At 69.8% G+C, this 23,357-nt stretch carries 19 protein-coding genes; 13 read left to right on the top strand and 6 right to left on the bottom strand.

What is annotated here, in order from left to right:
* Positions 1-163: YeeE/YedE thiosulfate transporter family protein (locus AC1HC7_RS02450; protein ID WP_479498611.1), on the top strand; the 163-nt coding region annotated here is incomplete at its 5' end.
* 136 nt (positions 164-299) lie between these two features.
* Entirely contained in the window at positions 300-1,706 is a 1,407-nt protein-coding gene (gene rimO / locus AC1HC7_RS02445) for a 30S ribosomal protein S12 methylthiotransferase RimO (protein WP_479497075.1), read from the top strand.
* 14 nt (positions 1,707-1,720) lie between these two features.
* Here rimO and AC1HC7_RS02440 read toward each other — a convergent pair whose 3' ends face one another.
* Positions 1,721-2,803 carry an ATP-binding protein gene (locus AC1HC7_RS02440; protein ID WP_479498610.1) on the bottom strand — a complete coding sequence of 361 codons (1,083 nt, stop codon included), beginning with the start codon at positions 2,801-2,803 and terminating at the stop codon, positions 1,721-1,723.
* Between AC1HC7_RS02440 and AC1HC7_RS02435 the strand changes: the two genes are divergently transcribed.
* Complete coding sequence (locus tag AC1HC7_RS02435) at positions 2,702-3,136, top strand: hypothetical protein (RefSeq protein WP_479497064.1); 435 nt, start codon at positions 2,702-2,704, stop codon at positions 3,134-3,136. The two genes, AC1HC7_RS02440 and AC1HC7_RS02435, sit on opposite strands and share 102 nt — an antisense overlap.
* Here the strand turns inward: AC1HC7_RS02435 and AC1HC7_RS02430 are convergent.
* Genes AC1HC7_RS02430 through AC1HC7_RS02420 form a run of 3 tightly spaced genes read right to left on the bottom strand, consistent with a single transcriptional unit; the run spans position 3,115 to position 6,762 of the window.
* Complete coding sequence (locus AC1HC7_RS02430; RefSeq protein ID WP_479497063.1) at positions 3,115-4,200, bottom strand: substrate-binding domain-containing protein; 1,086 nt, start codon at positions 4,198-4,200, stop codon at positions 3,115-3,117. The genes AC1HC7_RS02435 and AC1HC7_RS02430 overlap by 22 nt on opposite strands.
* 28 nt (positions 4,201-4,228) lie before the next feature.
* Entirely contained in the window at positions 4,229-5,251 is a 1,023-nt protein-coding gene (locus AC1HC7_RS02425; RefSeq protein ID WP_479497062.1) for an ABC transporter permease, read from the bottom strand.
* A 17-nt stretch (positions 5,252-5,268) separates the two neighbouring features.
* Complete coding sequence (locus AC1HC7_RS02420) at positions 5,269-6,762, bottom strand: sugar ABC transporter ATP-binding protein (protein ID WP_479497061.1); 1,494 nt, start codon at positions 6,760-6,762, stop codon at positions 5,269-5,271.
* A 163-nt stretch (positions 6,763-6,925) separates the two neighbouring features.
* Between AC1HC7_RS02420 and AC1HC7_RS02415 the strand changes: the two genes are divergently transcribed.
* Entirely contained in the window at positions 6,926-7,933 is a 1,008-nt protein-coding gene (locus AC1HC7_RS02415; protein WP_479497060.1) for a LacI family DNA-binding transcriptional regulator, read from the top strand.
* A 76-nt stretch (positions 7,934-8,009) separates the two neighbouring features.
* On the opposite strand, the gene AC1HC7_RS02410 is transcribed toward AC1HC7_RS02415, so the two are convergent.
* The gene (locus AC1HC7_RS02410; RefSeq protein WP_479497059.1) at positions 8,010-8,789 is read right to left on the bottom strand and encodes an SDR family oxidoreductase; all 780 of its coding nucleotides are present in this window, start codon (positions 8,787-8,789) and stop codon (positions 8,010-8,012) included.
* Positions 8,790-9,141: 352 nt separating this feature from the next.
* Between AC1HC7_RS02410 and AC1HC7_RS02405 the strand changes: the two genes are divergently transcribed.
* The 9 genes from AC1HC7_RS02405 to AC1HC7_RS02365 all read left to right on the top strand — a co-directional run bounded on the left by AC1HC7_RS02405 (position 9,142) and on the right by AC1HC7_RS02365 (position 21,769).
* On the top strand, positions 9,142-10,041 hold the full coding sequence (locus AC1HC7_RS02405) for an SMP-30/gluconolactonase/LRE family protein (protein ID WP_479497058.1): 900 nt from the start codon (positions 9,142-9,144) through the stop codon (positions 10,039-10,041).
* The gene (locus tag AC1HC7_RS02400; protein ID WP_479497057.1) at positions 10,038-12,452 is read left to right on the top strand and encodes a glycoside hydrolase family 31 protein; all 2,415 of its coding nucleotides are present in this window, start codon (positions 10,038-10,040) and stop codon (positions 12,450-12,452) included. The genes AC1HC7_RS02405 and AC1HC7_RS02400 overlap by 4 nt, the downstream gene beginning before the upstream one ends.
* A gap of 130 nt (positions 12,453-12,582) precedes the next feature.
* On the top strand, positions 12,583-13,977 hold the full coding sequence (locus AC1HC7_RS02395; RefSeq protein WP_479497056.1) for an amidase family protein: 1,395 nt from the start codon (positions 12,583-12,585) through the stop codon (positions 13,975-13,977).
* A 34-nt stretch (positions 13,978-14,011) separates the two neighbouring features.
* Positions 14,012-15,580 (top strand): acetolactate synthase large subunit, encoded by a 1,569-nt coding sequence (locus tag AC1HC7_RS02390; protein WP_479497055.1) that lies wholly within the window; start codon positions 14,012-14,014, stop codon positions 15,578-15,580.
* A 125-nt stretch (positions 15,581-15,705) separates the two neighbouring features.
* Entirely contained in the window at positions 15,706-16,695 is a 990-nt protein-coding gene (locus AC1HC7_RS02385; protein WP_479497054.1) for a BMP family protein, read from the top strand.
* A 153-nt stretch (positions 16,696-16,848) separates the two neighbouring features.
* Positions 16,849-18,441 carry an ABC transporter ATP-binding protein gene (locus tag AC1HC7_RS02380; protein WP_479497053.1) on the top strand — a complete coding sequence of 531 codons (1,593 nt, stop codon included), beginning with the start codon at positions 16,849-16,851 and terminating at the stop codon, positions 18,439-18,441.
* On the top strand, positions 18,441-19,517 hold the full coding sequence (locus AC1HC7_RS02375) for an ABC transporter permease (RefSeq protein ID WP_479497073.1): 1,077 nt from the start codon (positions 18,441-18,443) through the stop codon (positions 19,515-19,517). Before AC1HC7_RS02380 ends, AC1HC7_RS02375 begins: the two co-directional genes overlap by 1 nt.
* Positions 19,517-20,458, top strand: coding sequence for an ABC transporter permease (locus AC1HC7_RS02370; protein ID WP_479497072.1), 942 nt, complete (start codon positions 19,517-19,519; stop codon positions 20,456-20,458). Before AC1HC7_RS02375 ends, AC1HC7_RS02370 begins: the two co-directional genes overlap by 1 nt.
* Before the next feature lie 21 nt (positions 20,459-20,479).
* On the top strand, positions 20,480-21,769 hold the full coding sequence (locus AC1HC7_RS02365; protein WP_479497052.1) for an amidohydrolase family protein: 1,290 nt from the start codon (positions 20,480-20,482) through the stop codon (positions 21,767-21,769).
* Between the two features lie 65 nt (positions 21,770-21,834).
* On the opposite strand, the gene AC1HC7_RS02360 is transcribed toward AC1HC7_RS02365, so the two are convergent.
* Positions 21,835-23,226 carry a uracil-xanthine permease family protein gene (locus AC1HC7_RS02360; protein WP_479497051.1) on the bottom strand — a complete coding sequence of 464 codons (1,392 nt, stop codon included), beginning with the start codon at positions 23,224-23,226 and terminating at the stop codon, positions 21,835-21,837.
* Positions 23,227-23,357: the final 131 nt, after the last annotated feature.

The following is a 23,357-nucleotide window of genomic DNA, read 5'->3' as shown; positions in this document are numbered from 1 at the left end:
GCTGGCCGGCGGCTGCGCCATCGGGGCCGGGGTCACCGGCACATCGGCGCTGGCGCTGACCGCCTGGATCGCGCTCACCTGCATGTGGATCGGCGCGGTGGCCACGGACCGGCTGCTGGACCATCCGATCCTGCGCCGGAGCGGGGCGCCCGCGGCGGCCTGATTTCGCGCCGCCCTGCTGTCGCGCCCCGATCACGCGCCCCATTCCGCCCCCGGCGACGCCGTTGACGGCCGCAATTGGCGCGCGCCCGCGCCGCGCCCATTTCCCTCGGCGCCCGCAATCGGCTATAGCCCGCGCCATGAGCCAGAACCCGCCCGATCTTCGCCCCGACCTCGCGCCGCGCGCAACCCATGCCGGGGCCGCGCCGCGCCCCGGACAGCCGTTGATCGGCATGGTCAGCCTCGGCTGCCCCAAGGCGCTGGTGGACAGCGAGCGGATCCTCACCCGCCTGCGCGCCGAGGGCTATGCGATCTCGCCCGACTACGCCGGGGCCTCGGCGGTGATCGTCAACACCTGCGGATTTCTCGACAGCGCCAAGGCGGAATCGCTGGAGGCGATCGGCGAGGCGCTGGCCGAGAACGGCCGCGTCATCGTCACCGGCTGCCTCGGCGCGCAGGAAGACTGCATCCGCGGCGCGCACCCGTCGGTGCTCGCCGTCACCGGCCCGCAGCAATACGAACAGGTGCTCGACGCGGTGCACAAGGCCGCGCCGCCGTCGCCCGACCCGTTCATCGACCTGCTGCCTCCCGCCGGGGTCAAGCTGACGCCGCGCCATTTCGCCTATCTGAAAATCTCCGAGGGCTGCAACCACGCCTGCCGCTTCTGCATCATCCCCGACATGCGCGGGCGGCTGAAATCCCGCCCCGTCAACGCCGTGCTGCGCGAGGCCGAGCGCCTGGCCGAGGCCGGGGTCAAGGAATTGCTGGTGATCTCGCAGGACACCTCCGCCTACGGGCTGGACCTGAAATACGCCGCCCATGACTGGCGCGGGGACAGCTACCGCAGCCATGTCACCGACCTGGCGCGCGGGCTGAAATCGCTGGGGCTGTGGACCCGGCTGCACTACATCTACCCCTATCCCCATGCCGACGAGTTGATCGAGCTGATGGATCGCGCGGGCGAATCCGCCGGCCTGCTGCCCTATCTCGACATCCCGTTCCAGCATGCCCACCCCGACACGCTGAAACGCATGGCGCGCCCGGCGGCGGGGGCGAAAACGCTGGACCGCATCGCCGCCTGGCGCGCGATCCGCCCCGACATCACGCTGCGCTCCACCTTCATCGTCGGCTTCCCGGGGGAAACCGAGGCGGAATTCCAGCACCTGCTCGACTGGCTCGAGGAGGCCCGGCTCGACCGCGTCGGCTGCTTCAAATACGAAAACGTCGCCGGCGCCCGCGCCAACGCGCTGCCCGACCATGTGCCCGAAGCGGTGAAATCCGAACGCTATGATCGGTTCATGCAGGCGGCGCAGCGCATCTCGGCGGAAAAGCTGGCGGCGAAGGTGGGCCGCCGCATGGAGGTCATCGTCGATTCAGTGGACGAACGCGGCGCCGTCTGCCGCACCAAGGCCGACGCGCCGGAGATCGACGGCGAATTGTTCATCGACGAGGGGTTCGAACGCCTCGCGGTCGGCGACATCGCCACGGTCGAGGTTGACGAGGCCTCGGAATACGATCTGTGGGGGCGGTTGGTCGCGACGGGATAGCCGCGGTCAGGACTTCAGGACCGTTTGATCGCACCCGGCCGCTCGCTTGCGATGCGTTGCAGGTAGGTCTCGAACATCGGCACGGTGAATGCGATGTCGCCATGGGCGGGGCTGTAGATCATGCCCTTGCTGATGATCTTGGCGCGGCGCGGGCCGAGGGCCTGAACGCTCTCGCCAAGATCATCAGCGACATCCGCCGATCGGTAGGGAGCGCCGCCGAGACGCGCCATGGCAAAGACGTATTCGCGTTCCTTTGGCGTAAGCCTGTCAAAGCGAACTCGGAAAAACCCGTCATCCAGCCTTCTGAATGCCGCGCCCGACGCCTGATCGACATCGCGCCCATCGATGGGCGATCCTCTCGCCGCATTCCATGATTGATACGCCCATTCTTGCAGGAAATACGGATAGCTCCGGGTCAGGTCGGCGATGCGTTCTATCGCCGCGTCCGAGATCGATTCGCCTTCATCCATGATGGGTTGCCTGATCGCGGCAATGGTGGACGCAGCGTCCAGCGCGCCCACATGGGGATAATTGAAAAGCCGCTCGGCATAGGATTTCGCATTGCCGGACAGCGCCGCAACCTGAGGCAGACCGGCGCCGAAGAACATCACCGGCAAGCCTTTCTGGTTGATGCGGTGCATGGCGACGATCAACGCGGCCAGTTCCGCCTTGGAAAGATACTGAACCTCGTCGATCAGCAGCGTCCAGCCTTTGCCTGCCGATTGCGCAGCCTCGCCGATGCGGATGAACAGATCGCCGAGATCGTCTTCCAGATCGCCGCTGTCGGCGATGCCGGGTTCCGGATCGACAGACAGCGACACGTCGCCAACGGATAGCTTGAACGCGCTGGAAAAGCCTCGAAGGGCGCGCATCGCCGCATGAGCCCTGGCCTTGGCGGTCTCGACCCCGGAAAGCTTGCGCAGGACCTGATGAACCTTGGGATAAAGCAGGCTGGCAAGCGGTCTGCCCTCGGGCGCTTCTATCAACGCCGTCAGATGGCCGCGCTCCTCGGCCAGAAGCTCGATCCGGTTCAGCAGCACCGTCTTGCCGGCGCCGCGCAGGCCCAGCAGGATCTGCGATTTGTCATGCCGCCCTATGAAAACGCGCTGCAGGGCGATCTCCGCGTCGCCAACGCTTTCATCACGTCCCGCCAGTTCAGGAGGTCACGAACCCGCGCCGGGCGCGAAAGGGTTTCGAACCGGATCCATGGGGATGGCATGTCTGGATTGCGCGAGCATATCAAACTCTCGATATGCTCGTGTATATATTCCTATACGCCGCGCGCCGAGGGTCATGCGCCGCCCGAACTTGAACCCGCGGACCGGATTGCCCTGGCAGATGACGGCAAGGCCGGCGAAATCATGCGGCGGGGGGCCCGGAAGCCGCCCGCCTTTGGTGCGCGAAAACCTTACTTCCAGATCTTGGCGTAGGCCTCGCGATAGCCGTTGCCGGGATCGAAGATGTTCTTGTCGCCGCCATCGAAGGATATGTTGTCGGCGGTGACCACATGCAGCGGCGAGGTGTAGCCCGACCAGGCCTCGCCCGCCATGGCGCGGTTGAGTTCGTCCACCAGTTGCCAGCCCTGCAGGTTCAGCGGCTCGGCGACGGTGACCGCCTGGTAGCGGTGCGACCGGATGCGCTGGAAGGCGCTTTCCGACCCGTCGCCGGCGGCCACGGATTTCGGCGCGCCGTCCCCGGGGATGCCGGCGGCGGCGAGGCTCGGGCCCATGAAGTCGAAATAGATGTCGTTGATCGCCAGCGAATGGGTCCACGCGGCGCCGTAGCGCTGCAGCAGCGCCGTGGTCAGCGTCGGCATTCGGCTCGACGTGTCGGCGATCGGCGTGTCGACGTATTCCAGCACCTTGCCGCCAAGGGCTTCGATGGTCTCCTTGATCCGATCGGCCTTGGCGATGGCGATGGCGTAGGTGCTGTCGGTGAAGATCACCACCCCGGGCTTGCCGCCGGCATCGGCGAAGGCCCATTTGGCGGCCGCCGCGGAAACCTCCATGGCGTCGGTGGAGACATTGGCGAAAATGCCGTTCTCGGGGTCCGGCCCGATCACCGGTCCGGCGTGCCAGCTGACCATGGGGATCCCGGCCTCGCGGGCCTGGGACAGCGCGGCCTGCTGCTCCACCGCGTCAAAGCCGTTGATGATGATGCCGTCGGGGCGCAGCGCCAGCGCCTGGCCGAAGGCCGCGGCGCGCGCCTGCACGGACCCCGCCCCGTCAAGCACCTTGACGTCCCAGCCGACCACGGCGGCGGCTTCCTCGACGCCGTTGGAGACGCCGAGAATGCCGCCGTTGTTGAGGTTGCCGGCAAGCACGACGATGGTCTTTCCCGCCGGCGCCCTGGGCCCGGTGGTCGGCCCGTCCCAGACGGTTTTCCGCCCTGCGTAGACCTGCACCTCGGCCATGGCGTCCGACACCGCGTCGGCGAAGGCGGGCATGGCCGCCGTCATGGCGATCAGGCTGGCCGCGAAAGTTCTGCGAAGCATCTTGGTTCCTCCCTTGATTGCGTTGCGCCTATTTGCGGGCCGCGCCTTTCTTGCGCTGCGCGAAGCCCGCGATTCCGATGGCGATCAGCAGGGTCAGGCCGTTGAACATGGGCTCGACCCAGAATCTGCCTCCGAATTGCTGGATGCCGGAGATCCCCACCGCGAGGATGGCCACCCCGACGATGGTGCCCCAGACATTGACCCGCCCCGGCTTGATGGTGGTGGAGCCGAGAAACGCGCCGACCAGCGCCGGCAGCAGGTATTCCAGCCCCACCGAGGCCTGCCCGATGCGCAGTTTGGAGGCCAGCAGCACCCCGGTCAGCGCCGTCAGCGCGCCCGAGGTGACAAAGGCCCCGACCACGAATTTGCGGGTGGGAATGCCGTTCAGCTCGGCTGCCCTGGGATTGGCGCCGATGGCGTAGAGATAGCGGCCGACGGGGGTGTATTCGAGCACCCCCCACAGCGCCACGGTGATCGCCAGCACATAGAACCCGGTGATCGGCAGCCCCAACGCGAAGGCGCCGCTCAGCGCGTAGAACCCGTCGGGCAGCATGCCCACCACCTGCCGCCCGCCGGTGTGCCACAGCGCCAGCGCATACAGCACGGTCCCGGTGCCCAGCGTGGCGATGAAGGCGTCGATCTTGGCGACCTCGACCAGAAACCCGTTGAACAGCCCGGTCAGCGCCCCCAGCCCCAGCACGATCAGCACCGCCAGCGGCCAGGGCAGCCCGTAGAAGGTCTGCAGCGAGATCGCCAGGATGTGCCACAGCACGATCCCGTATCCCACCGTCAGGTCGATGCGCCCCGCCACCATGGGGATCATCGCCGCCAGCGACAGCAGCGCGATGATCGACTTGTCCGAAACGATGGAGCGCACGTTCAGCATCGTCGGGAAGGTGTCGGGCAGCAGAAGCGAAAACAGCAGGATCAGCGCGAACATCAGGATCACCAGCCCGTAGACCGGGATCAGCCGCAGGATCCGGGCCCCGGGGCCGAGCGCGGCCAGTTCGTCCCTTGTGGGTTCGAGAGCGTCGGATTCGACGGAATTCATGGGTTGGCTCCGGCGGTTCAGGCTGCGTCGCTGGCCGACGCGGCCTGGATCAGCGATTGGGTTGACAGGCTGACGCCCTTCAGTTCGGCCACGATGCGGCCGCGGCTGAAAACGATGGCGCGATGGCAGATGGCGGCGATCTCCTCGAAATCGGTGGACACCACCAGAACCCCCATGCCCGAGGCCAGCGCCTCGTAAAGCAGGTGGTAGATCTCGGCCTTGGCGCCCACGTCGACGCCGGCGGTGGGGTCTTCGGCGATCAGGAACCGCCGCCCGGTGTCCAGCCAGCGGCCGACCACGATCTTCTGCTGGTTGCCGCCGGACAGCGCGTCGATCGGCATCGTCGGGTCGTTGGGGGTCAGGCCGACCCGGGCCCCCAGATCGCGCGCCATGGCGTTTTCGGTCGCGACGCCCAGCATGTCCAGCAGCCTGCGCCCGCTCGCGCCCGGATTGATGAAGACGTTCTCGCGCACCGTCAGGGCGGGCGCGATGGATTCGACCACCCGGTCGCGGGCCACGAAGCCGATCCCCGACCGCACGGCGCCGCGCGCGCTGCCCAGATCCGGCGGCGCGCCGTCAAGCAGCACCTTGCCCCGATGCGCCGTCAGCCCGAACAGCGCGCGGCCCACGTCCTCGTGCCCGGCGCCGCGCAGCCCCGCCAGCCCGACCAGCTCGCCGCGCTGAACCTTGAAGCTCACGTCCCGCACGCGGCGGGTCCCCAGGTTGGCGACCGACAGGATCTCGCTGCCGGCATGGGCGTCCGGGCGCGAGATCTTGCGCGCCTTGCGTCCGACGATCAGGCCGACGAGGTCATCGGCGTTGGTGTGGGCGGTGTTGCGCATCCCCACCAGCTTGCCGTCCCGCAGCACCGCGACGCGATCGGCGATCCGGAAAATCTCGTCCAGCCGGTGGGATACGTAGATCATGCCCACGCCCTTTGCGCGCAGCTGGCGCAGCGCGCCGAACAGCCGCTCCACCTCGTCCGCGGGCAGCGAGGCGGTGGGCTCGTCCAGCACCAGGAAATCGCATTCCACCGCCAGCGCGCGGGCGATGGCGACCAGCGACTTCTCGGTGCGCGACAGGTTGGATATGCGGGTGGTCGGTGCGAAATCCGCCTCGACATGGGCCAGGGCGGCGCGCGCCCGCGCCTCGGTCGCCGGCCAGTCGATGCGCCCGCCCCTGCGCGCGTAGCCGACCGCGAGCGCGATGTTCTCGGCGACGCTCATCCATTCGATCAGGCCCAGATCCTGATGGATGAACGCCACCGCCTGTTTCTGGCTGACCCTGCCTGCAACATGCCTGTAGGGCACGCCGTCGACCCCGACCTGCCCGCTGTCGGGCGCGTAGATCCCGCCCAGCACCTTGATCAGGGTGGATTTCCCGGCGCCGTTTTCGCCCAGCAGCGCGACGATCTCGCCGCGTTCCACGCGCAGGGACACGCCGGCCAGCGCATGGGTGCCGCCGAAGGTCTTGACGATGCCGTCAAAGAACAGGCCGTCGGTCAGCGCCATGCCCCCTCCAATCGAAATCCGCCTCCGGCGACCGGCGCCGACTGCGTTACCGGTAACGTTGCCCCAGCATTTGGGCAATCGTCCCACCTGTCAAGAAGAACCGATATCGAAAATCCGCCCCGGGTCTGCTAGACAGGTCCGGCTGCAAAGGACGACCCGATCCATGGCCAGAAGCCCAAAGGCGAATCTCGAAGACATCGCGCGCGCCGCCGGGGTGTCGAAAATGACCGTCAGCCGGGTGCTGCGGGATTCGACCGGGTTCTCGGACGAAACCCGGGACAAGGTCATGGCCGAGATGCGGCGCTTCAACTACGTGCCGAATCGCATCGCCGCCGCGTTCGGGCCCAAGGGGTCGAGCACGCTGGTCGGGGTCTGCGTGCCGCGCTTCACCTCGTCGCTGTTCGGGCAGGTGATCGAATCGATCAACGGCACGCTTGCGCGACTGGGATACCAGACCATGATCGGCAGCCACCACCAGTCGCCCGCCGACGAAGAGGCCTGGCTGCAGTCGCTGGCGTCATGGCGCCCGGCGGGGGTGCTGCTGGCGGGCGCCCGGCACACCCCGGCGGCCCTGCGGCTGCTGCGCGACCTGGCGGTGCCGGTGGTCGAATTCTGGGACCTGACCACCACGCCCGTCGACATGGCGGTCGGGTTCTCGCATTTCGACAGCGGCTATGAAATGGGCCGCTACATGGCGGCGCAGGGTCGGCGGCGGATCGGCTATGTCGGGGCCATGGCCGGGGCCGACGCCATCGGCCGGACCCGGCGGGCGGGGTTCGTGGCGGCGCTTCAGGACGCGGGGCTTGCGCTGTTCGCCGACGAGGTGCTGCATGACCGGCCGGGCTTTTACGCCGGCTTTGTCGGGGCCGAGACCATCGTCGCCCGCGCGCCGCAGCTGGACGCGCTGTATTTCCACGATGACGAGATGGCGATCGGCGGCAAGGCCTACCTGAATTCGAAAGGCATCGCGGCGCCCGACGACATCGGCATCGCCGGCTGGGGCGGGATGGAGGCCGCGTCGATCCTGAGCACCCGCCTGACCACCACCGAAATTCCCGCGGCGCGGCTCGGCAAGCTGGCGGCCGAGGCCCTGGCGCGGCGCCTCAAGGGCGATCCGATCGCGGACGTGACGGTGGTGCCCGCGCGGCTCATCCCGGGGGCGACGGTCTGATTCCGGTCTCCCCGGCGGCTACGCCCCGATGTCGCCCCCCCCGCCCGACGGGTGGGCGGTTCGGCGCGCCCGCCGCTCAAAGCGACGCGGACATGCCGCCATCGACGAAGATCGTGGTCCCGTTGACGAAGGACGAGGCCTCGGAGCTCAGGAACACGCAGGCTCCGACCAGTTCCTCGACCCGCCCCCAGCGCCCGGCGGGGGTGCGTTTGGCCAGCCACGCCGAAAACGCCGGATCCGCCACCAGCGCGGCGTTCAGCGGGGTGTCGAAATAGCCCGGCGCCAGCGCGTTGCAGTTCAATCCGTGGCCGGCCCAGTCGGCGGCCATGCCCTTGGTCAGGTTGGCCACCGCGCCCTTGGTCGCGGTGTAGGGCGCGATGCCGGGGCGGGCCAGCGCGGTCTGGACGCTGGCGATGTTCACGATCTTGCCCGCGCCGCGCGCGATCATGTGCCGCGCGCAGGCCTGCGCCACGTGAAAGACCCCGGCGACGTTGGTCTGCAGCAGCCGCTCGAAAGCCGCGGCGGGGAAATCCTCCAGCGGGGCGCGGTGCTGCGTGCCGGCGTTGTTCACGAGGATGTCGATCGCCCCTGTTCCGGCCTCGGTTCCGGCCTCGAACCCGTCGATCGCCGCGCGCGCCGCCGCGTGGTCGGTGACGTCGAAGGCCAGCGTGCGCACCGTCGCGCCCTCGGCGCGCAGGGTCGCGGCGGCCGCGTCCAGCCTGGCGCGGTCGCGCCCGTTCAGCACGATCGCCGCGCCCGCCGCCGCCAGCCCCCGCGACAGGGCGAAGCCGATCCCCTGCGAGGATCCGGTGATCAGGGCGCGTCTGCCCGTGAGGTCGAACAACGCGGCGCTCATGCTGTTTCCCTTGCATTGGTCTCGACGGCGGTTTCGGCCTCGCTTGCGGCAATGTCAACACATCCTGTCAGGTCGCGGGGGCGTCCGCTGAGCGCCAGGGCGCTGTCGTTGCGGTTTCACGCGGCGTCTTCGCCGGCGTCGCCCTGATGCGCAAGGGGCTGGTCGGCGTCACGCCGCTGATCGCCCGCGCCGGCGGGGGCGACCGCGCGCAGGCGCTGAAAGCCCGGATCAGCTTCGCCTGATCGGCGCGGCGCCGGGCCCGCGACCGGCGCCCAGCCGGCTTTCGGTTTGACGCTCGCGACAAGCGTCGCTAACAAAACCGGGTGGCGCAGCGCGAAGGGATGCTTGGAAAATGTCGTTCTTTGAGGTCATCGATCCGATTTTCAAACGCTATGTGGTGGGCAACGCGCCGGTCAAGCGGCTCGCCAGCGGCTTCGACTGGGTCGAGGGGCCGGTCTGGTTCGGCGACGCCGGCTGCCTGCTGTTTTCCGACATCCCCAGCAACCGGATCATGCGCTGGTCGCCCGAAAGCGGGGTCTCCGCCTATCGCGCCCCGTCGAACTATGCCAACGGCCACACCCGCGACCTGCAGGGGCGGCTGGTGTCCTGCGAACACGGCGCCCGCCGCGTCACCCGCACCGAGCATGACGGCGCGATCACCGTCATCGCCGACGCCTTCGACGGCAAGCCGCTGAATTCGCCCAATGACGTGATCGTCAAATCCGACGGCTCGATCTGGTTCAGCGACCCCCATTACGGCATCATGACCGATTACGAAGGCTTTCGCGCGGCGCAGGAAAATCCCTGCGTGGTCTACCGGGTCGCGCCCGACACCGGCGCCATCGCGGCGGTGGTGACCGACATGCGCTGCCCCAACGGTCTGGCGTTTTCGCCCGATGAAAGCCTGCTCTACGTGGCCGACACCGGTCGCATGTTCAGCGACGACCCCCAGCATATCCGCGTCTATGACGTCACCCCCGACGGCGCCGTGGGCGACGGGCGGCTGTTTCACGCCGTCGATCCGGGCTGCGCCGACGGCTTCCGGCTCGACAGCGACGGCAATCTCTGGTCCTCGGCCGCCGACGGGGTGCATTGCATCGCCCCCGACGGGCGCCTGCTGGGCAAGATCCTGGTGCCGGAACTGGTCTCCAACGTCTGTTTCGGCGGGCGCGCCAAGCACGAGCTCTACATAACCGCCACCACCAGCGTCTACCGCGTCACGCTCGCCAGGACCGGCGTCCAGCGGCCTTGAAACCCCTTCGCGACTGGCGCGCCCCGGCCCGCACCGCCTGCGGGGTCTCGCTGACCGTTGATTCGCGCCACGCGCTGCGCGTCGCCGTGCTCGACCACGACCTGATCCGGGTGTCGCTGCTCAAGGACGGCGTCTGGCGGCTGGGGCGCAGCTGGTGCGTGGCCCCCGAGGGCGACATGCCCTGGGCGGGGCGGTCGCGCGACGATGCCGGCGGCTTTCCCCGCCCGGATTTCGGCCTCGAGCAAACCCCCGACGCGCTGATCCTGACCACTGAAAAGCTGCGCCTGCGCATCGCCCGCCCGCTGCGCCTGACCTGGGAATCACGCATTGGCGGCCGGTGGCGCGCGCTGGCCGCCGACCGGCCCGCCAGCGCCTACATGCTCGGGGTGCGCGATCACGCCCACGGGCATTTCATGACCCGCGCCCCGGGCGAACGCATCTACGGGCTGGGCGAAAAGACCGGCGATCTGGAACGCGGCGGCCGCCGCTTCGAAATGCGCAATCTCGACGCGCTGGGCTATGACGCGCGGCGCACCGACCCGCTTTACAAGCACATCCCCTTCACCCTGACCCGCACCGCGACCGCCGGCAGCTACGGGATGTTCTACGACAACCTCGCCACCTGCCGCTTCGATCTGGGCAACGAGATCGACAACTACCATCCGCCCTATCGCGCCTATCGCGCCGATGACGGCGATCTGGATTTTTACCTGAGCTGGTCGCCGGACCTGCTGGGGCTGGTGAAACGCCAGGTCGGCCTGACCGGGGGGACCGCCTTTGCGCCGCGCTGGAGCCTCGGCTATTCCGGTTCGGCCATGTCCTACGCCGACGCCCCGGACGCCCAGGCGCAGGTCGAGGGGTTTCTTGAGAAGATCGACGCCCACGACATCCCCTGCGACAGCTTCCAGCTGTCCTCGGGCTACAGCTCGATCGACGGCAAGCGCTACGTGTTCACCTGGAACCGCCGGAAATTCCCCGACCCCAAGGCGCTCGCCGCCCGCTTCGCGGCGCGCGGCGTCAGGCTGATCGCCAATGTCAAACCCTGCCTGCTGCGCGACCATCCCCGCTACGCCGAGGCCGCCCGCGAGGGCCTGTTCATCCGCGACAGCGAGACCGACGCCCCGGAACGCTCCGCCTTCTGGGACGACGAGGGCTCGCATCTGGATTTCACCAATCCCGCGACCATCGCCTGGTGGCGGCGCAACGTCACCGAACAACTGCTCGACAAGGGCGTCGCCGCCACCTGGAACGACAACAACGAATACGAGGTCTGGGACCACGAGGCCCGCTGCCACGGTTTCGGCGAAAGCATCCCCGCCGGCCTGATCCGCCCCCTGCACGCGATCCTGATGGCCCGCGCCTCGCAGGAAGCCCAGCTTGCCCACGCCCCCGGCAAGCGCCCGCATCTGATCAGCCGCTCCGGCGCGCCGGGGATCCAGCGCCACGCCCAGACCTGGACCGGCGACAACCGGACCTCGTGGGACACCCTGCGCTGCAACATCCGCATGGGGCTGGGGCTGAGCCTGTCGGGGATCTTCAACATCGGCCATGACGTGGGCGGCTTCGCCGGGCCGCGCCCGGATGCGGAGCTGTTCCTGCGCTGGGTGCAGAACGGCGTGTTCCACCCCCGCTTCACCATCCATTCCTGGAACGACGACGGCAGCGTCAACGAACCCTGGATGCATCCGCGGGTTCTGGACCGGGTGCGCGACGCCATGCGGCTGCGCTGCCGCCTGACGCCCTATCTGTACACCTGCCTGTGGCGGGCGGTGCGCGATCGCGAGCCGATGCTGCGCCCCACATTCCTCGATCACGAACACGACGCGCGCTGTTTCGACGACACCGACGATTTCATGCTCGGGCGCGATCTGCTGGTGGCCAACGTGGTCGAACCGGGCGCGCGCGAGCGCCGGGTATGGCTGCCCGACAACGGCGTCGGCTGGCGGGATTTCCAACGCGGGACCTGGCACGCGCCGGGGCGCGAATTGCGCCTTCCCGTGGATCTCGGGTCGATCCCGCTTTTCGTGCGCGCCGGCGCCGTGCTGCCGCTGGCCGATGATCCGCCACATGGCGCGGGGCGGTTTCGGGCGCAGGACTTCGCCCTGTTCCCGGCGCCCGGCGCGGGGCGGCGCGACAGTCTGCGCTACGAGGATGACGGCGACAGCGCGGCCGCGCTGGACGGCGATCACTGCCTGACCCGGATCACGCTGGACACCGACGCCGACGAAATCCGCCTTGACTGGTCCCATGCGGGGCGGTTGCGCCCCGCCCCCGATTCCATCCCCGATTCCGCGTCCGCCACGGTCCGCATCCTGCTGCCCGAAGGCGAAGGCCGGGCGCTGCGCGTCAACGGCCGCCCGGCCCGCCCCGGCGCCCGGGTCGCCTTCGCCCCGTCGCCCCGGCAGGGCTGATCTCGGGCGCTGATTTCGGGCGCTTCGCGCCGAACCGGCGGGCGAAAATTCCTGCGGCGCCGGCTGGACATCGCCGCGGTTCGGTGTTGCTGTGGCGCCTGATCCGAGACCGATGGGGGGAGCCGCGCCGATGACCGAACTCTGGACCCTGCCCGCCTTCCGGCTGGCGGCGATGGTGCGCAGCGGCGCGGTTTCGGCGACGCAGACGACGCAAAGCGCGCTGGACCGCCTTGCCGCCGTCAACCCGGCGATCAACGCCGTGGTGCGCGAAATGCCTGACGAGGCCCTGGCCGCCGCCGCGCTGATCGACGCCGCCCTGGCGCGCGGCGAGGATCCCGGCCCGCTGGCCGGCGTGCCGGTCACGCTCAAGGAAAACGTCGATCAGAAAGGCCACCCCACCACCAACGGGCTGCGCCTGCAACGCGATCTGATCGCCAGGCATGACAGCCCTGTGGCGGCCAATTTCCGCCGCGCCGGGGCGGTGATCGTCGGGCGCACCAACACGCCGGCCTTCTCGCTGCGCTGGTTCACCGACAACAGCCTGCACGGGGCGACGAAAAATCCCCACGACCCGGGGCTGACCCCGGGCGGCTCCTCGGGCGGCGCGGCGGCGGCGGCGGCGGCGGGGATCGGCGCGGTGGCCCACGGCACCGACATCGCCGGTTCGATCCGCTACCCGGCCTATGCCTGCGGCGTGCACGGCCTGCGCCCGTCGCTCGGCCGCGTCCCGGCGGCCAACTTCACCGGCAAGGACCGCCATATCGGGGCCCAGCTGATGGCGGTCTCCGGCCCCATCGCGCGCAATGTCGAGGATCTGGGCCTGGCGCTCGCCGCCCTCAGCGCGCCCGACATCCGCGACCCCTGGGCCTGCGCCATGCCCCTGACCGGGCCCGAGACCCCGAGGCGCGCCGCGCTCTGCCTTGCGCCCGAGGGGCTGGTCATCGCCCCCGAGGTCGAGGCGGCGCTGCGCGACGCCGCCGCCCGGCTCGCCGATGCGGGCTGGGAGGTCGAGGAAACCGCCGTCCCGCCGCTGCGCGAACCGGTGCGCCATCAGGTCATGCTCTGGCTGGCCGAGATGCGCCGCGCCGGCGCCGACCTCGTGGCGCGCGAGGGCGACCCGCACGCCATCCACACCTTCGCGCAGATGCAGGCCCTGAGCCCGCCCACCGACCTCGACGGCCTCATGGACGCCCTGCAGCGCCGCCTGTCGCTGGCCCGCGACTGGGCGCTGTTCCTCGACGAATGGCCGGTGCTGCTGTGCCCGGTCAGCGCCGAACCGCCTTTCCCCGACCAGCTCGACCAGCAGGGCCCCGAGGGCTTCGCCCGCTGCTGGGAGGCGCAACTGCTGCAGATCGGCCTGCCGCTGATGGGCATGCCGGCGCTGACCGTGACCACCGGCATGAACGGGCGCACGCCGATCGGCGTGCAGCTGGCGGCGGCGCGGTTCCGCGAGGATCTGGTGCTGAAAGCCGGCCGCGACATCGAAGCGCGCGGCGCGCCCATCGCCCCGGTGGATCCGCAATAGCGGCCAGGGCCGCGCTGAAATCAGGTGAAGACGCATGACCGACTCCGACCGCAATGGCATGAACGGCGCCGAAAGCCTCGTGCGCTCGCTGCACGGGGCGGGGGTGGAGTTGTGCCTCGCCAATCCCGGCACGTCCGAGATGCAATTCGTCGACGCGCTGGGGCGCACCGGGCTGATGCGCTGCGTGCTGGGGCTGTTCGAGGGCGTGGTCACCGGCGCCGCCGACGGCTACGCGCGCATGTCCGGCAAGCCGGCGGTGACGCTGCTGCATCTGGCGCCCGGCTTCGCCAACGCCGCGGCCAACATCCACAACGCCCGCAAGGCGCGGGTTCCGATGATCAATCTGGTGGGGGATCACGCCACGCGCCACCTCGTGCATGACGCGCCGCTGACCATGGACCTCGCCGGCGCGGCGGCGCCGTTCAGCGACTGGCTGCGCACCGCCGGTTCGGCGGCGGGCATCGGGCGCGACGGGGTCGAGGCGGTCGCCGCCGCCATGAGCCGCCCGCGCCGGATCGCCACCCTGATCGCCCCGGGCGAGACCGGCTGGGACCGGGGCGGCGTGGTGGCTGCGCCGGTCGCGCCGCAAGGCCCGCGCCCGATCGACGACGCCGCGATCGGGCGGGCGGCGAAACTGCTCGACGGCGGCGCGCCAACGGCGATCCTGATCGGCGGCGACGTGCTTGCGGATGTGGCGGCGCTGGCCCGCATCCACGCCATCGCCGCCAGGGCCGGCGCGATCGTGCTCGCCCCCACCGGCAACCGGCGCATCGAACACGGCGCCGGGCGCGCCTCGCCCGCAAAAATCCCGTATCCGGTTGATCAGGCGCTGGAATTGCTGGCCCCGATCCGCCGCGCCGTGATCATCGAAAGCCAACCCCCCGTGGCTTTCTTCGCCTATCCCGGCAAGCCCAGCCTGGTGCTGCCCGCGGATTGCGAGACCCTGACGCTGGCCGATTTCGATCAGGACGGCCCCGCGGCCATCGAGCGCCTCGGCGATCGCCTCGGGACGCCCCGCGACTGGGCGCGCCCGGACGCCCCGCGCCCGATCGCGCCGCCTGCAGGGGCGATCACCGTCGACAGCCTCGGCCCGGCGATCGCCGCCGCCCTGCCCGAAGGCGCCATCGTCGTCGACGAGGGCATCACCTCGGGCCGCGCGCTTTACGGCGCGGCGGCGGGGGCGGCGCCCTCGTCCTGGCTGGCGATCACCGGCGGCGCCATCGGCATCGGCCCGCCGCTGGCCGCCGGCGCGGCGCTGGCCTGCCCGGATCGCCCGGTGGTGGCGCTGCAGGCGGACGGCTCGGCCATGTACACCATTCAGGCGCTGTGGACGCAGGCGCGCGAAAACCTCAACGTCACCACGGTGATCTTCGCCAATCGCAGCTACCAGATCCTCAAGAACGAACTGGTGAGCGTGGGCGCCAATCCCGGGCCGGCGGCGCTCGACATGCTCGACCTGTCGCGCCCGGATCTGGATTTCGTCGCCCTTGCGCGCGGCATGGGCGTGCCCGGCGCGCGGGTCGAGGACGCGCGCGACCTCAGCCGCATGATCGCCGCGCAGGCCGGCGAGCCGGGGCCCTTCCTGATCGAGGCGGCGATGTAGGGGCGGGCGGGCGGCGCGCTCAGAAAATTCTTGACCGGTTGATAAATAAAAGCGCAGGCTTGACGCAGGGCGCAAACGACGCCACGCAAACAGCATGCGATAACAACGCGACAAGGAGGATTACCATGGGGCCCACTGGGATCATGCGGCGGAGCGTGCTTGCGCTCGGACTTGCGGCCGCGTCGCTGACCGCGCTGCCGGCGATCGCCGCCGAGACGTTGAAGGTGGCGGCGATCTACACGCTGCCCGTCGAACAGCAATGGATCGGGCGCATCCATCAGGCGCTGAGCGCGGCGCAGGATCGCGGCGACATCAGCTATGTCTATTCCGAGAACGTCGCCAACACCGACTATGAACGGGTGATGCGCGAATACGCCGAACAGGGCATGGATCTGGTGGTGGGCGAGGCCTTCGCGGTGGAGCGCGCCGCGCGCAAGGTGGCGGCGGAATACCCCGACACCGCCTTCCTGATGGGGTCGTCCTTCGGCCCGGCCAAACCCAATTTCGCGGTGTTCGACAACTGGATCCACGAACCGAGCTACCTCACCGGCATGGTGGCGGGCAGGGCCAGCAAATCCAACGTCATCGGCATGGTCGGCGGCTACGCCATCCCCGAGGTCAACCGCCTGATGAACGCCTTCATGGATGGCGCGCGCGCCACCAACCCGGATGTCAGGTTCCTGGTGACGTTCATCAATTCCTGGTATGATCCGCCCAAGGCCAAGGAATCCGCCTTCGCGATGATGGATGCCGGCGCCGACGTGATGTACGCCGAGCGCTTCGGCGTCTCGGACGCGGCGGTGGAACGCGGCGTGAAGGCCATCGGCAACGTCATCGACACCTCGGCCGACTACCCGGGCACGATCCTCGCCTCGGCGTTGTGGCACATGGAACCCACCATCGACAGGGCCATCGCGGCGGTGAAGTCCGGCGCCTTCGAACCGGCGGATTACGGGCAATACAGCTTCATGGCCCATGGCGGCGGGTCGATGGTGCTGGACGCGTCGCTGGTCCCCGCCGACGTGGTCGCCGAGGTTGAGGCCAAGCGGGATGAAATCCTCGCCGGGCTGTTCCGCGTCAACGTCAATGACGAGGCGCCCGAATCCGACATGTGACGCACTGGCCTCGGGGCGGCGCCCCGGGCCCGACCCGGGGCCCCGGTCCCGGGACGGGCCAGGGACATGCCGCCCCGGGCCCGCCGCCGCCCCGCCCTTCGCGGCCAAGCTGACGCCGGCGGCGCGCCCGCCCTTATTCGGAAAGACCCCGCCATGGCGACGATCGACGCGCCGCTCGTGCTCCGTCTCAGCGGCCTGACCAAGCGGTTCGGGACGGTGCTGGCCAACGAGTCGGTGGATCTCGACCTCAGGCGCGGCGAGGTGCTGGCCCTGCTCGGCGAAAACGGCGCCGGCAAGACCACCCTGATGAACATGCTGTTCGGCCATTACCTGCCGGATGCGGGCGAGGTCTATGTCGCCGATTTCGCCAGTCTTTCCGACGCCGACGCCGACGCCGACGGGGGCTGGGGCGGAGGCGGGGGCGCGGGCGGCGACCTGCACCTCGCCCGGCTGCCGCTGGGCCACCCGCAGGCGGCGCTGGCCGCGGGCATCGGCATGGTGCACCAGCATTTCACCCTGGCGCTGAACCTCACCGCGCTCGACAATATCCTGCTCGGCGCCGAATCGCTGTTCGCGCTGCGGCGCAACCGCGCCGCCGCAAGGCGCAAGGTCGAGGCGATCATGGCCGAAAGCGGCCTGGTCACGCCGCTCGACGAACCGGTGATCCGCCTGTCGGTGGGCGAACGCCAGCGCGTCGAGATCCTCAAGGCGCTGTATCGCGACGCGCGCATCCTGGTGCTCGACGAACCCACCGCCGTGCTGACCCCGCAGGAGGCCGACACCCTGTTCGAGACCGTGGGCCGCATGGCCGCGAACGGGCTGTCGGTGATCTTCATTTCCCACAAGATGCGCGAGGTGCTGGCGTTTTCGACCCGCATCGCGGTGCTGCGCGCCGGGCGCAAGGTTGGCGAGATCCCCACCGCCGACGCCGACCAGATGTCCATCGCCAAGCTGATGGTGGGCCACGCCGCCGCGCCGCCGCCGCGCGAATCGCTGGATCCCGGCGACCCGGTGCTGGAACTGCGCGCCGTGCGGGTCAAGGGCCCCGACGCGCGCCGCACCCTGCACGGCGCGCAGTTCACCGTCCGCGCCCGCGAGGTGGTGGGCGTCGCCGGGGTCTCTGGCAACGGCCAGGCGGCGCTGGCGGCGCTGATTTCCGGGCTGGCGCGCCCCGACAGCGGCGAAATGCTGCTGGCCGGCAAGCGGGTGACGCGCTTCGACCCCGCCTCGATGATCGCCGCCGGGGTCGGGCGGGTGCCCGAGGACCGCCACCATGACGGCGTCGTCGGTTCGATGACGGTGACCGAAAACCTGATGATCGAACGCCTCGACGACCCCAAGGTCAGCCATTGGGGCTTTTTGCGCCGCCGCGCGATCCGGGACGAGGCCGCGCGCATGTGCAGGGATTACGACGTGCGCGGCCCCGGCCCGGACGCCCCCGCAAGGCTGCTGTCGGGCGGCAACATCCAGAAACTGATCCTCGCCCGGGTGTTCGAACGCGAACCGCGACTGATCCTGGCCAACCAGCCGACCCGCGGGCTTGACATGGGCGCGGCGGGCGAGGTGGCGCGGCGCCTGCTGGAGGCGCGCAAGCGCGGCGCCGGGGTGCTGCTGATCTCCGAGGATCTCGACGAGATCCTCACGCTCTCCGACCGGGTGCTGGTGCTGCATGACGGGCGTCTGAGCGAGGCCGGCAGCCGCGACCGGGCCACCATCGGCCTGATGATGGCGGGAGAAGCCGCATGATCCGCATCGAGCCCCGCGCCCCCTCGCGCCTGCTGTCGCTGATCGTGCCGGTGATCTCGGCGCTGGCGGCGCTGGCGCTGGCCGGGGTCCCGCTGGCGCTGGCCGGCGCCGACCCGATCGAGGCCTACGGGCTGATGGTCAGGGGCGTGTTCGGCTCGGTGTTCTCCTTCACCGAGATGCTGACCCGCGCCGCGCCGCTGATCCTCACCGGGCTGGCGGCGGCCATGGCGTTTCGCGCAAGGCTGTGGAACATCGGCGGCGAGGGACAGCTGTATCTGGGCGCGCTGGCGGCGGTGGTGGTGGGCTCGGGCGCCATCGACGCGCCGGGCTGGGCGCTGATCCCGCTGGTGATCCTCGCCGGGGCGGCGGCCGGGGCCCTGGGCATGGCCGGCCCGGCCTGGCTGAAGACCCGCTTCGGCGCCGATGAAGTCGTGACCACCCTGCTGCTGAATTTCATCATTCTGCTGTTCGTGCAGATCATGCTCGAAGGCCCGTTGAAGGACCCCATGGGCATGGGCTGGCCGCAATCCGAACCGATCCTCGATCAGGCCATGCTGCCCAGGCTGATGGACCGGATGCGGGTGCATTCGGGGCTGATCCTCGGGCTGGTCATGGCGCTGCTCGCCTGGCTGGCGCTGACCCGCACCGTCTGGGGCATGAAGATCCGCGCCGTGGGCGAAAACCCCGCCGCGGCGCGCCACGCCGGCATCCCGGTGGGCCGCACGCTGATGAGCGCGGCGCTGGTCTCGGGCGCGCTCGCCGGGCTCGCCGGGGTCGGCGAGGTGGCGGGGCTCAAGGGCTATCTCACCGCCGACCTGTCGCCGGGCTACGGCTATGCCGGGATCGTGGTGGCGATGCTGGCGGGGCTGTCGCCGCTGGGGGTGGTGGCGGCGGCGCTGTTCATCGCCTCGATCTTCGTGGGCGCCGATTCCATGAGCCGCGCGCTCGGGGTGTCGAGCTACCTCGCCGACCTGGTGGTGGCGCTGTCGCTGCTCTCGGTGCTGGTGGGCGGCTTCGCGGCGCGGTTCCGCTTCGTGCGGGTGCGCACGGGCAAGCGGACAGGAGAAGACGCATGATGGAGATCCTCGACATCCTGCTCAGCGAAAATTTCTGGGCCGCCTCGGTGCGCATCGCCACGCCGCTGATTTTCGGCGTGCTCGGCGCGCTGATCTGCGAACGCGCCGGGGTCCTGAACCTTGGCATCGAAGGCATCTTCGTCGCCGGCGCCATGGCCGGCTGGCTGGCGGTGTATCTGGGCGCCGGGCTCTGGGGCGGGGTGCTGGCGGCGGCGCTCACCGGCGCGGCCTTCGGGCTGATCCACGCGATTCTGACCGTGCCGCTGGGCCTGTCGCAGCATGTCTCGGGGCTCGGGGTGACGCTGCTGGCCACCTCGGTCGCCTATTTCACCTATCGCACGGCGCTGCCCGACGCCAGTTCGCCGCCGCGCATCGAGGCGTTCCAACCCATGGACGTGCCCGTTCTCTCCGACATCCCGTTCCTTGGCCCGGCGCTGTTCCAGCAAACGGCGATGACCTGGCTGGCCTTCGCCATGGTGGCGGTGGTGTGGTGGGTGCTGGCGCGCACCCCGCTGGGGCTGGCGCTGCGCGCGGTGGGCGACAACCCCGACGCGGTGGACGCGCAGGGCCTGTCGGTCTACGCGCTCAGGATCGGCGCGGTGATGGCGGGTTCGGCGCTGATGGCCGTGGGCGGGGCGTTTCTCACCATGTCCACCTTCAACGCCTTCTTCATCGGCATGGTCAGCGGGCGCGGCTGGATCTGCATCGCGCTGGTGATCTTCGCGTCATGGCGACCGGGCAAGGCGCTGCTGGGGGCGCTGCTGTTCGGGGCCTTCGACGCCTTCCAGGTGCGCCTGCAAACCCAGATCGGCGGCGCGGTGCCCGGGCAGGTGTTCCTGATGGCGCCCTATATCCTGTCGATCATCGCGCTGGTGGCGGCGGCCCGCGGCGCCGACTATCCGCGCGCGTTGCTGGCGCCGTGGTTCAAGGGCCAGCGTTGATCTTTTGCATTGGGGGCGGGCATGAGCCTTGATCTGATCATCCGCAACGCCACCCTGCCCGACGGGCGGGCCGGGCATGACATCGGCTGTCGCGACGGGCGCATCGTCGCGCTGGAACCAAAGCTGGCCGCCGAAGCCCGACGCGAGATCGACGCCGCCGGCCGGCTGGTCGCGCCGCCTTTCGCGGACCCGCATTTCCACATGGACGCCACCCTGTCGCTGGGCCGCCCGCGGATGAATGTGTCCGGCACGCTGCTGGAGGGCATTGGCCTCTGGGGCGAACTCAAGCCGCTGCAGAGCGTCGATGACATCATCGCCCGCGCGCTTGGCTACTGCGACCTCGCCGTCAGCCAGGGCCTGCTGGCGATCCGCTCCCACGTGGATGTCTGCGACGATCAGCTGAAGGGCGTCGAGGCGCTGCTGGAGGTGCGCCGCCAGGTGGCGCCCTATATCGACCTGCAGCTGGTGGCCTTCCCCCAGGACGGGCTGTTCCGCGACCCGTCGGGCGAGGCCAACCTGCTGCGCGCGCTCGACATGGGCGTGGACGTGGTCGGCGGCATCCCGCATTTCGAACGCTCCATGGCCGAGGGCGCGCGATCGGTGCGCCGCCTCTGCGAGATCGCCGCCGAGCGCGGGCTGCGCGTCGACATGCATTGCGACGAATCCGACGACCCGCTGTCGCGCCATGTGGAGGCGCTGGCCTTCGAAACCCAGCGCCTCGGCCTGCAGGGGCGGGTGACCGGATCGCACCTGACCTCGATGCATTCCATGGACGATTACTACGTGTCCAAACTGATCCCGCTGATGGTCGAGGCCGGGCTGTCGGCGATCCCCAACCCGCTGATCAACATCATGCTGCAGGGCCGCCATGACGGCTACCCGAAGCGGCGCGGCCAGACCCGGGTGCGCGAATTGCGCGACGCCGGGATCACCATCGGCTTCGGCGCGGATTGCGTCATGGATCCGTGGTATTCGCTGGGCGCGGCGGACATGCTGGAGGTCGCCTCCATGGGCCTGCACGTGGCGCAACTGTCCTCGCGCGCGGACATGCGCTGGTGCTTTGACGCGGTGACGGAGAATTCCGCGCGGATCATGGGGCTGGAGGGCTACGGGCTGGCGGTCGGCGCCCATGCCGACATGGTGCTGCTGCAGGCCGCGGACCCGATCGAGGCGATCCGCCTGAAGGCGACGCGCCTCGCGGTGGTGCGCCGCGGCCGGGTGGTGGCCGAAACCCCGGCGCGGATCGCGCGGCTGGCGCTGGACGGAAGGCCGGGGCGGCTCGACCCTGCGGAATTCGCCCCCCGGGGCTGACGCCGCCATTGGCCGAGGCCGCGCCAGCCGCGCCCCGGCTGGCGGCTGGCGGCTTGCGCGCGGCGCTACTCGTGGCCGCCCATGCCGCCGGACATCTCCTCGGTCTGGTCCTCCGACAGGGTTTCCGGCAGCAGCAGGTTCAGCGCGATCGCCAGGAACGCCGCCGGCAGCAGCCCCGAAGCCAGCAGGATGCGCGGCGTGTCCGGCAGGTGCTGCAGGGCCCCCGGCTCCAGCTGCAAACCCAGCCCCAGCGACAGCGACACCGCGAAGATCACCATGTTGCGCCGATCCCAGGCCACGTCCGACAGCATGGAGATCCCCGCCGCCACCACCATGCCGAACATCACGATCACCCCGCCGCCCAGCACCTCGATGGGCACCGTGGAGATCGCCGCCCCGACCTTGGGCACGAAGCCCGCGACGATCAGGAACACCGCGCCGCAGGTGACCACGTGGCGGCTCATCACCCCGGTCATGGCGATCAGCCCCACATTCTGGCTGAACGAGGTGTTGGGCAGCGCCCCGAACAGCCCTGCGACCGCCGTGCCCAGGCCGTCGGCGAAAGTGGCGCCCGAGATCTCCTTGTCCGTGGCCTCGCGCCCGGCGCCGCCCTTGGTGATGCCGGACACGTCGCCCACGGTCTCGATCGCCGAGATCACCGCCATCAGACAGAACCCGATGATCGCGGCCGAACTGAACTCGATGCCGAAATGCATCGGCTGGGGGGCCAGCACCCAGGCGGCGCGCTCGATATTGCCGAAGCTCACCATGCCCAGCGTCAACGCCAGCGCGTAGCCCGCGGCCAGGCCGATCAGCACCGAGGCGATGGACCACATGCCGTGGGTGAAGAACTTGAACCCCAGCGTCACCGCCACCACCGTCAGCGCCACCAGCCAGTTCTGGGCGCTGCCGTATTCCGGCGTGCCGATGGCCGGGACGCCGCCGGCCGCGTATTGAATGCCCACCTTGACCAGCGCCAGGCCGATCATGGTCACCACCAGCCCGGTGACCAGCGGCGGCAGCGCGAAGCGGATTTTTCCGATGAACAGCCCGAGGGATGCGTGGAACAGCCCGCCGACCACGATGCCGCCCATGATCGCCGGCATCGCCTCCACCCCCTTGCCCGCCACCAGCGGGATCATCACCGGCAGGAAGGCGAAGCTGGTGCCTTGCACGATGGGCAGCCGCGCGCCCACCGGGCCGAAGCCGATGGTCTGCAGCAGCGTCGCGATCCCGGCGAACAGGATCGACATCTGGATCATGTAGACCAGTTCGGGCACCCCGGGCGTGCCGAACCCGAACCCCGCCGCGCCGGCGACGATGATCGCCGGGGTGACGTTGGACACGAACATCGCCAGCACATGCTGGATGCCCAGCGGAATCGCCTTGAGCATGGGCGGCGTGTAATTCGGGTCGCGAAGCTGCGCGGGCGTGCCGATGCCGGAGATATTTGTCATTGCGTCGTTGTCCCTGTGTCGCCCCGTCGGCGGGGGCCGCTCTTGCGGCGGCGATTGCGCGCGACGCCATGTGCCCTGGCGGACCCGACGGCGACGGTTTCATCCGGAGAGTGTGCGCCAAACGCAAAGGA

This window comes from Oceanicella sp. (assembly GCF_056449545.1).
This window is presented reverse-complemented; position numbering and strand designations above follow the sequence as displayed.

Excerpts from the sequence above, each read along its gene's own strand:
- AC1HC7_RS02430 (WP_479497063.1), bottom strand. The coding sequence starts at position 4,200 with ATGCTTCGCAGAACTTTCGCGGCCAGCCTGATCGCCATGACGGCGGCC.
- AC1HC7_RS02380 (WP_479497053.1), top strand. The coding sequence starts at position 16,849 with ATGGCGACGATCGACGCGCCGCTCGTGCTCCGTCTCAGCGGCCTGACC.
- AC1HC7_RS02425 (WP_479497062.1), bottom strand. The coding sequence starts at position 5,251 with ATGAATTCCGTCGAATCCGACGCTCTCGAACCCACAAGGGACGAACTG.
- AC1HC7_RS02360 (WP_479497051.1), bottom strand. The coding sequence starts at position 23,226 with ATGACAAATATCTCCGGCATCGGCACGCCCGCGCAGCTTCGCGACCCG.
- AC1HC7_RS02405 (WP_479497058.1), top strand. The coding sequence starts at position 9,142 with ATGTCGTTCTTTGAGGTCATCGATCCGATTTTCAAACGCTATGTGGTG.
- AC1HC7_RS02365 (WP_479497052.1), top strand. The coding sequence starts at position 20,480 with ATGAGCCTTGATCTGATCATCCGCAACGCCACCCTGCCCGACGGGCGG.
- AC1HC7_RS02420 (WP_479497061.1), bottom strand. The coding sequence starts at position 6,762 with ATGGCGCTGACCGACGGCCTGTTCTTTGACGGCATCGTCAAGACCTTC.
- AC1HC7_RS02415 (WP_479497060.1), top strand. The coding sequence starts at position 6,926 with ATGGCCAGAAGCCCAAAGGCGAATCTCGAAGACATCGCGCGCGCCGCC.
- AC1HC7_RS02410 (WP_479497059.1), bottom strand. The coding sequence starts at position 8,789 with ATGAGCGCCGCGTTGTTCGACCTCACGGGCAGACGCGCCCTGATCACC.
- AC1HC7_RS02435 (WP_479497064.1), top strand. The coding sequence starts at position 2,702 with ATGGCCGCGCTCCTCGGCCAGAAGCTCGATCCGGTTCAGCAGCACCGT.
- AC1HC7_RS02395 (WP_479497056.1), top strand. The coding sequence starts at position 12,583 with ATGACCGAACTCTGGACCCTGCCCGCCTTCCGGCTGGCGGCGATGGTG.
- rimO (WP_479497075.1), top strand. The coding sequence starts at position 300 with ATGAGCCAGAACCCGCCCGATCTTCGCCCCGACCTCGCGCCGCGCGCA.
- AC1HC7_RS02370 (WP_479497072.1), top strand. The coding sequence starts at position 19,517 with ATGGAGATCCTCGACATCCTGCTCAGCGAAAATTTCTGGGCCGCCTCG.
- AC1HC7_RS02390 (WP_479497055.1), top strand. The coding sequence starts at position 14,012 with ATGACCGACTCCGACCGCAATGGCATGAACGGCGCCGAAAGCCTCGTG.
- AC1HC7_RS02385 (WP_479497054.1), top strand. The coding sequence starts at position 15,706 with ATGGGGCCCACTGGGATCATGCGGCGGAGCGTGCTTGCGCTCGGACTT.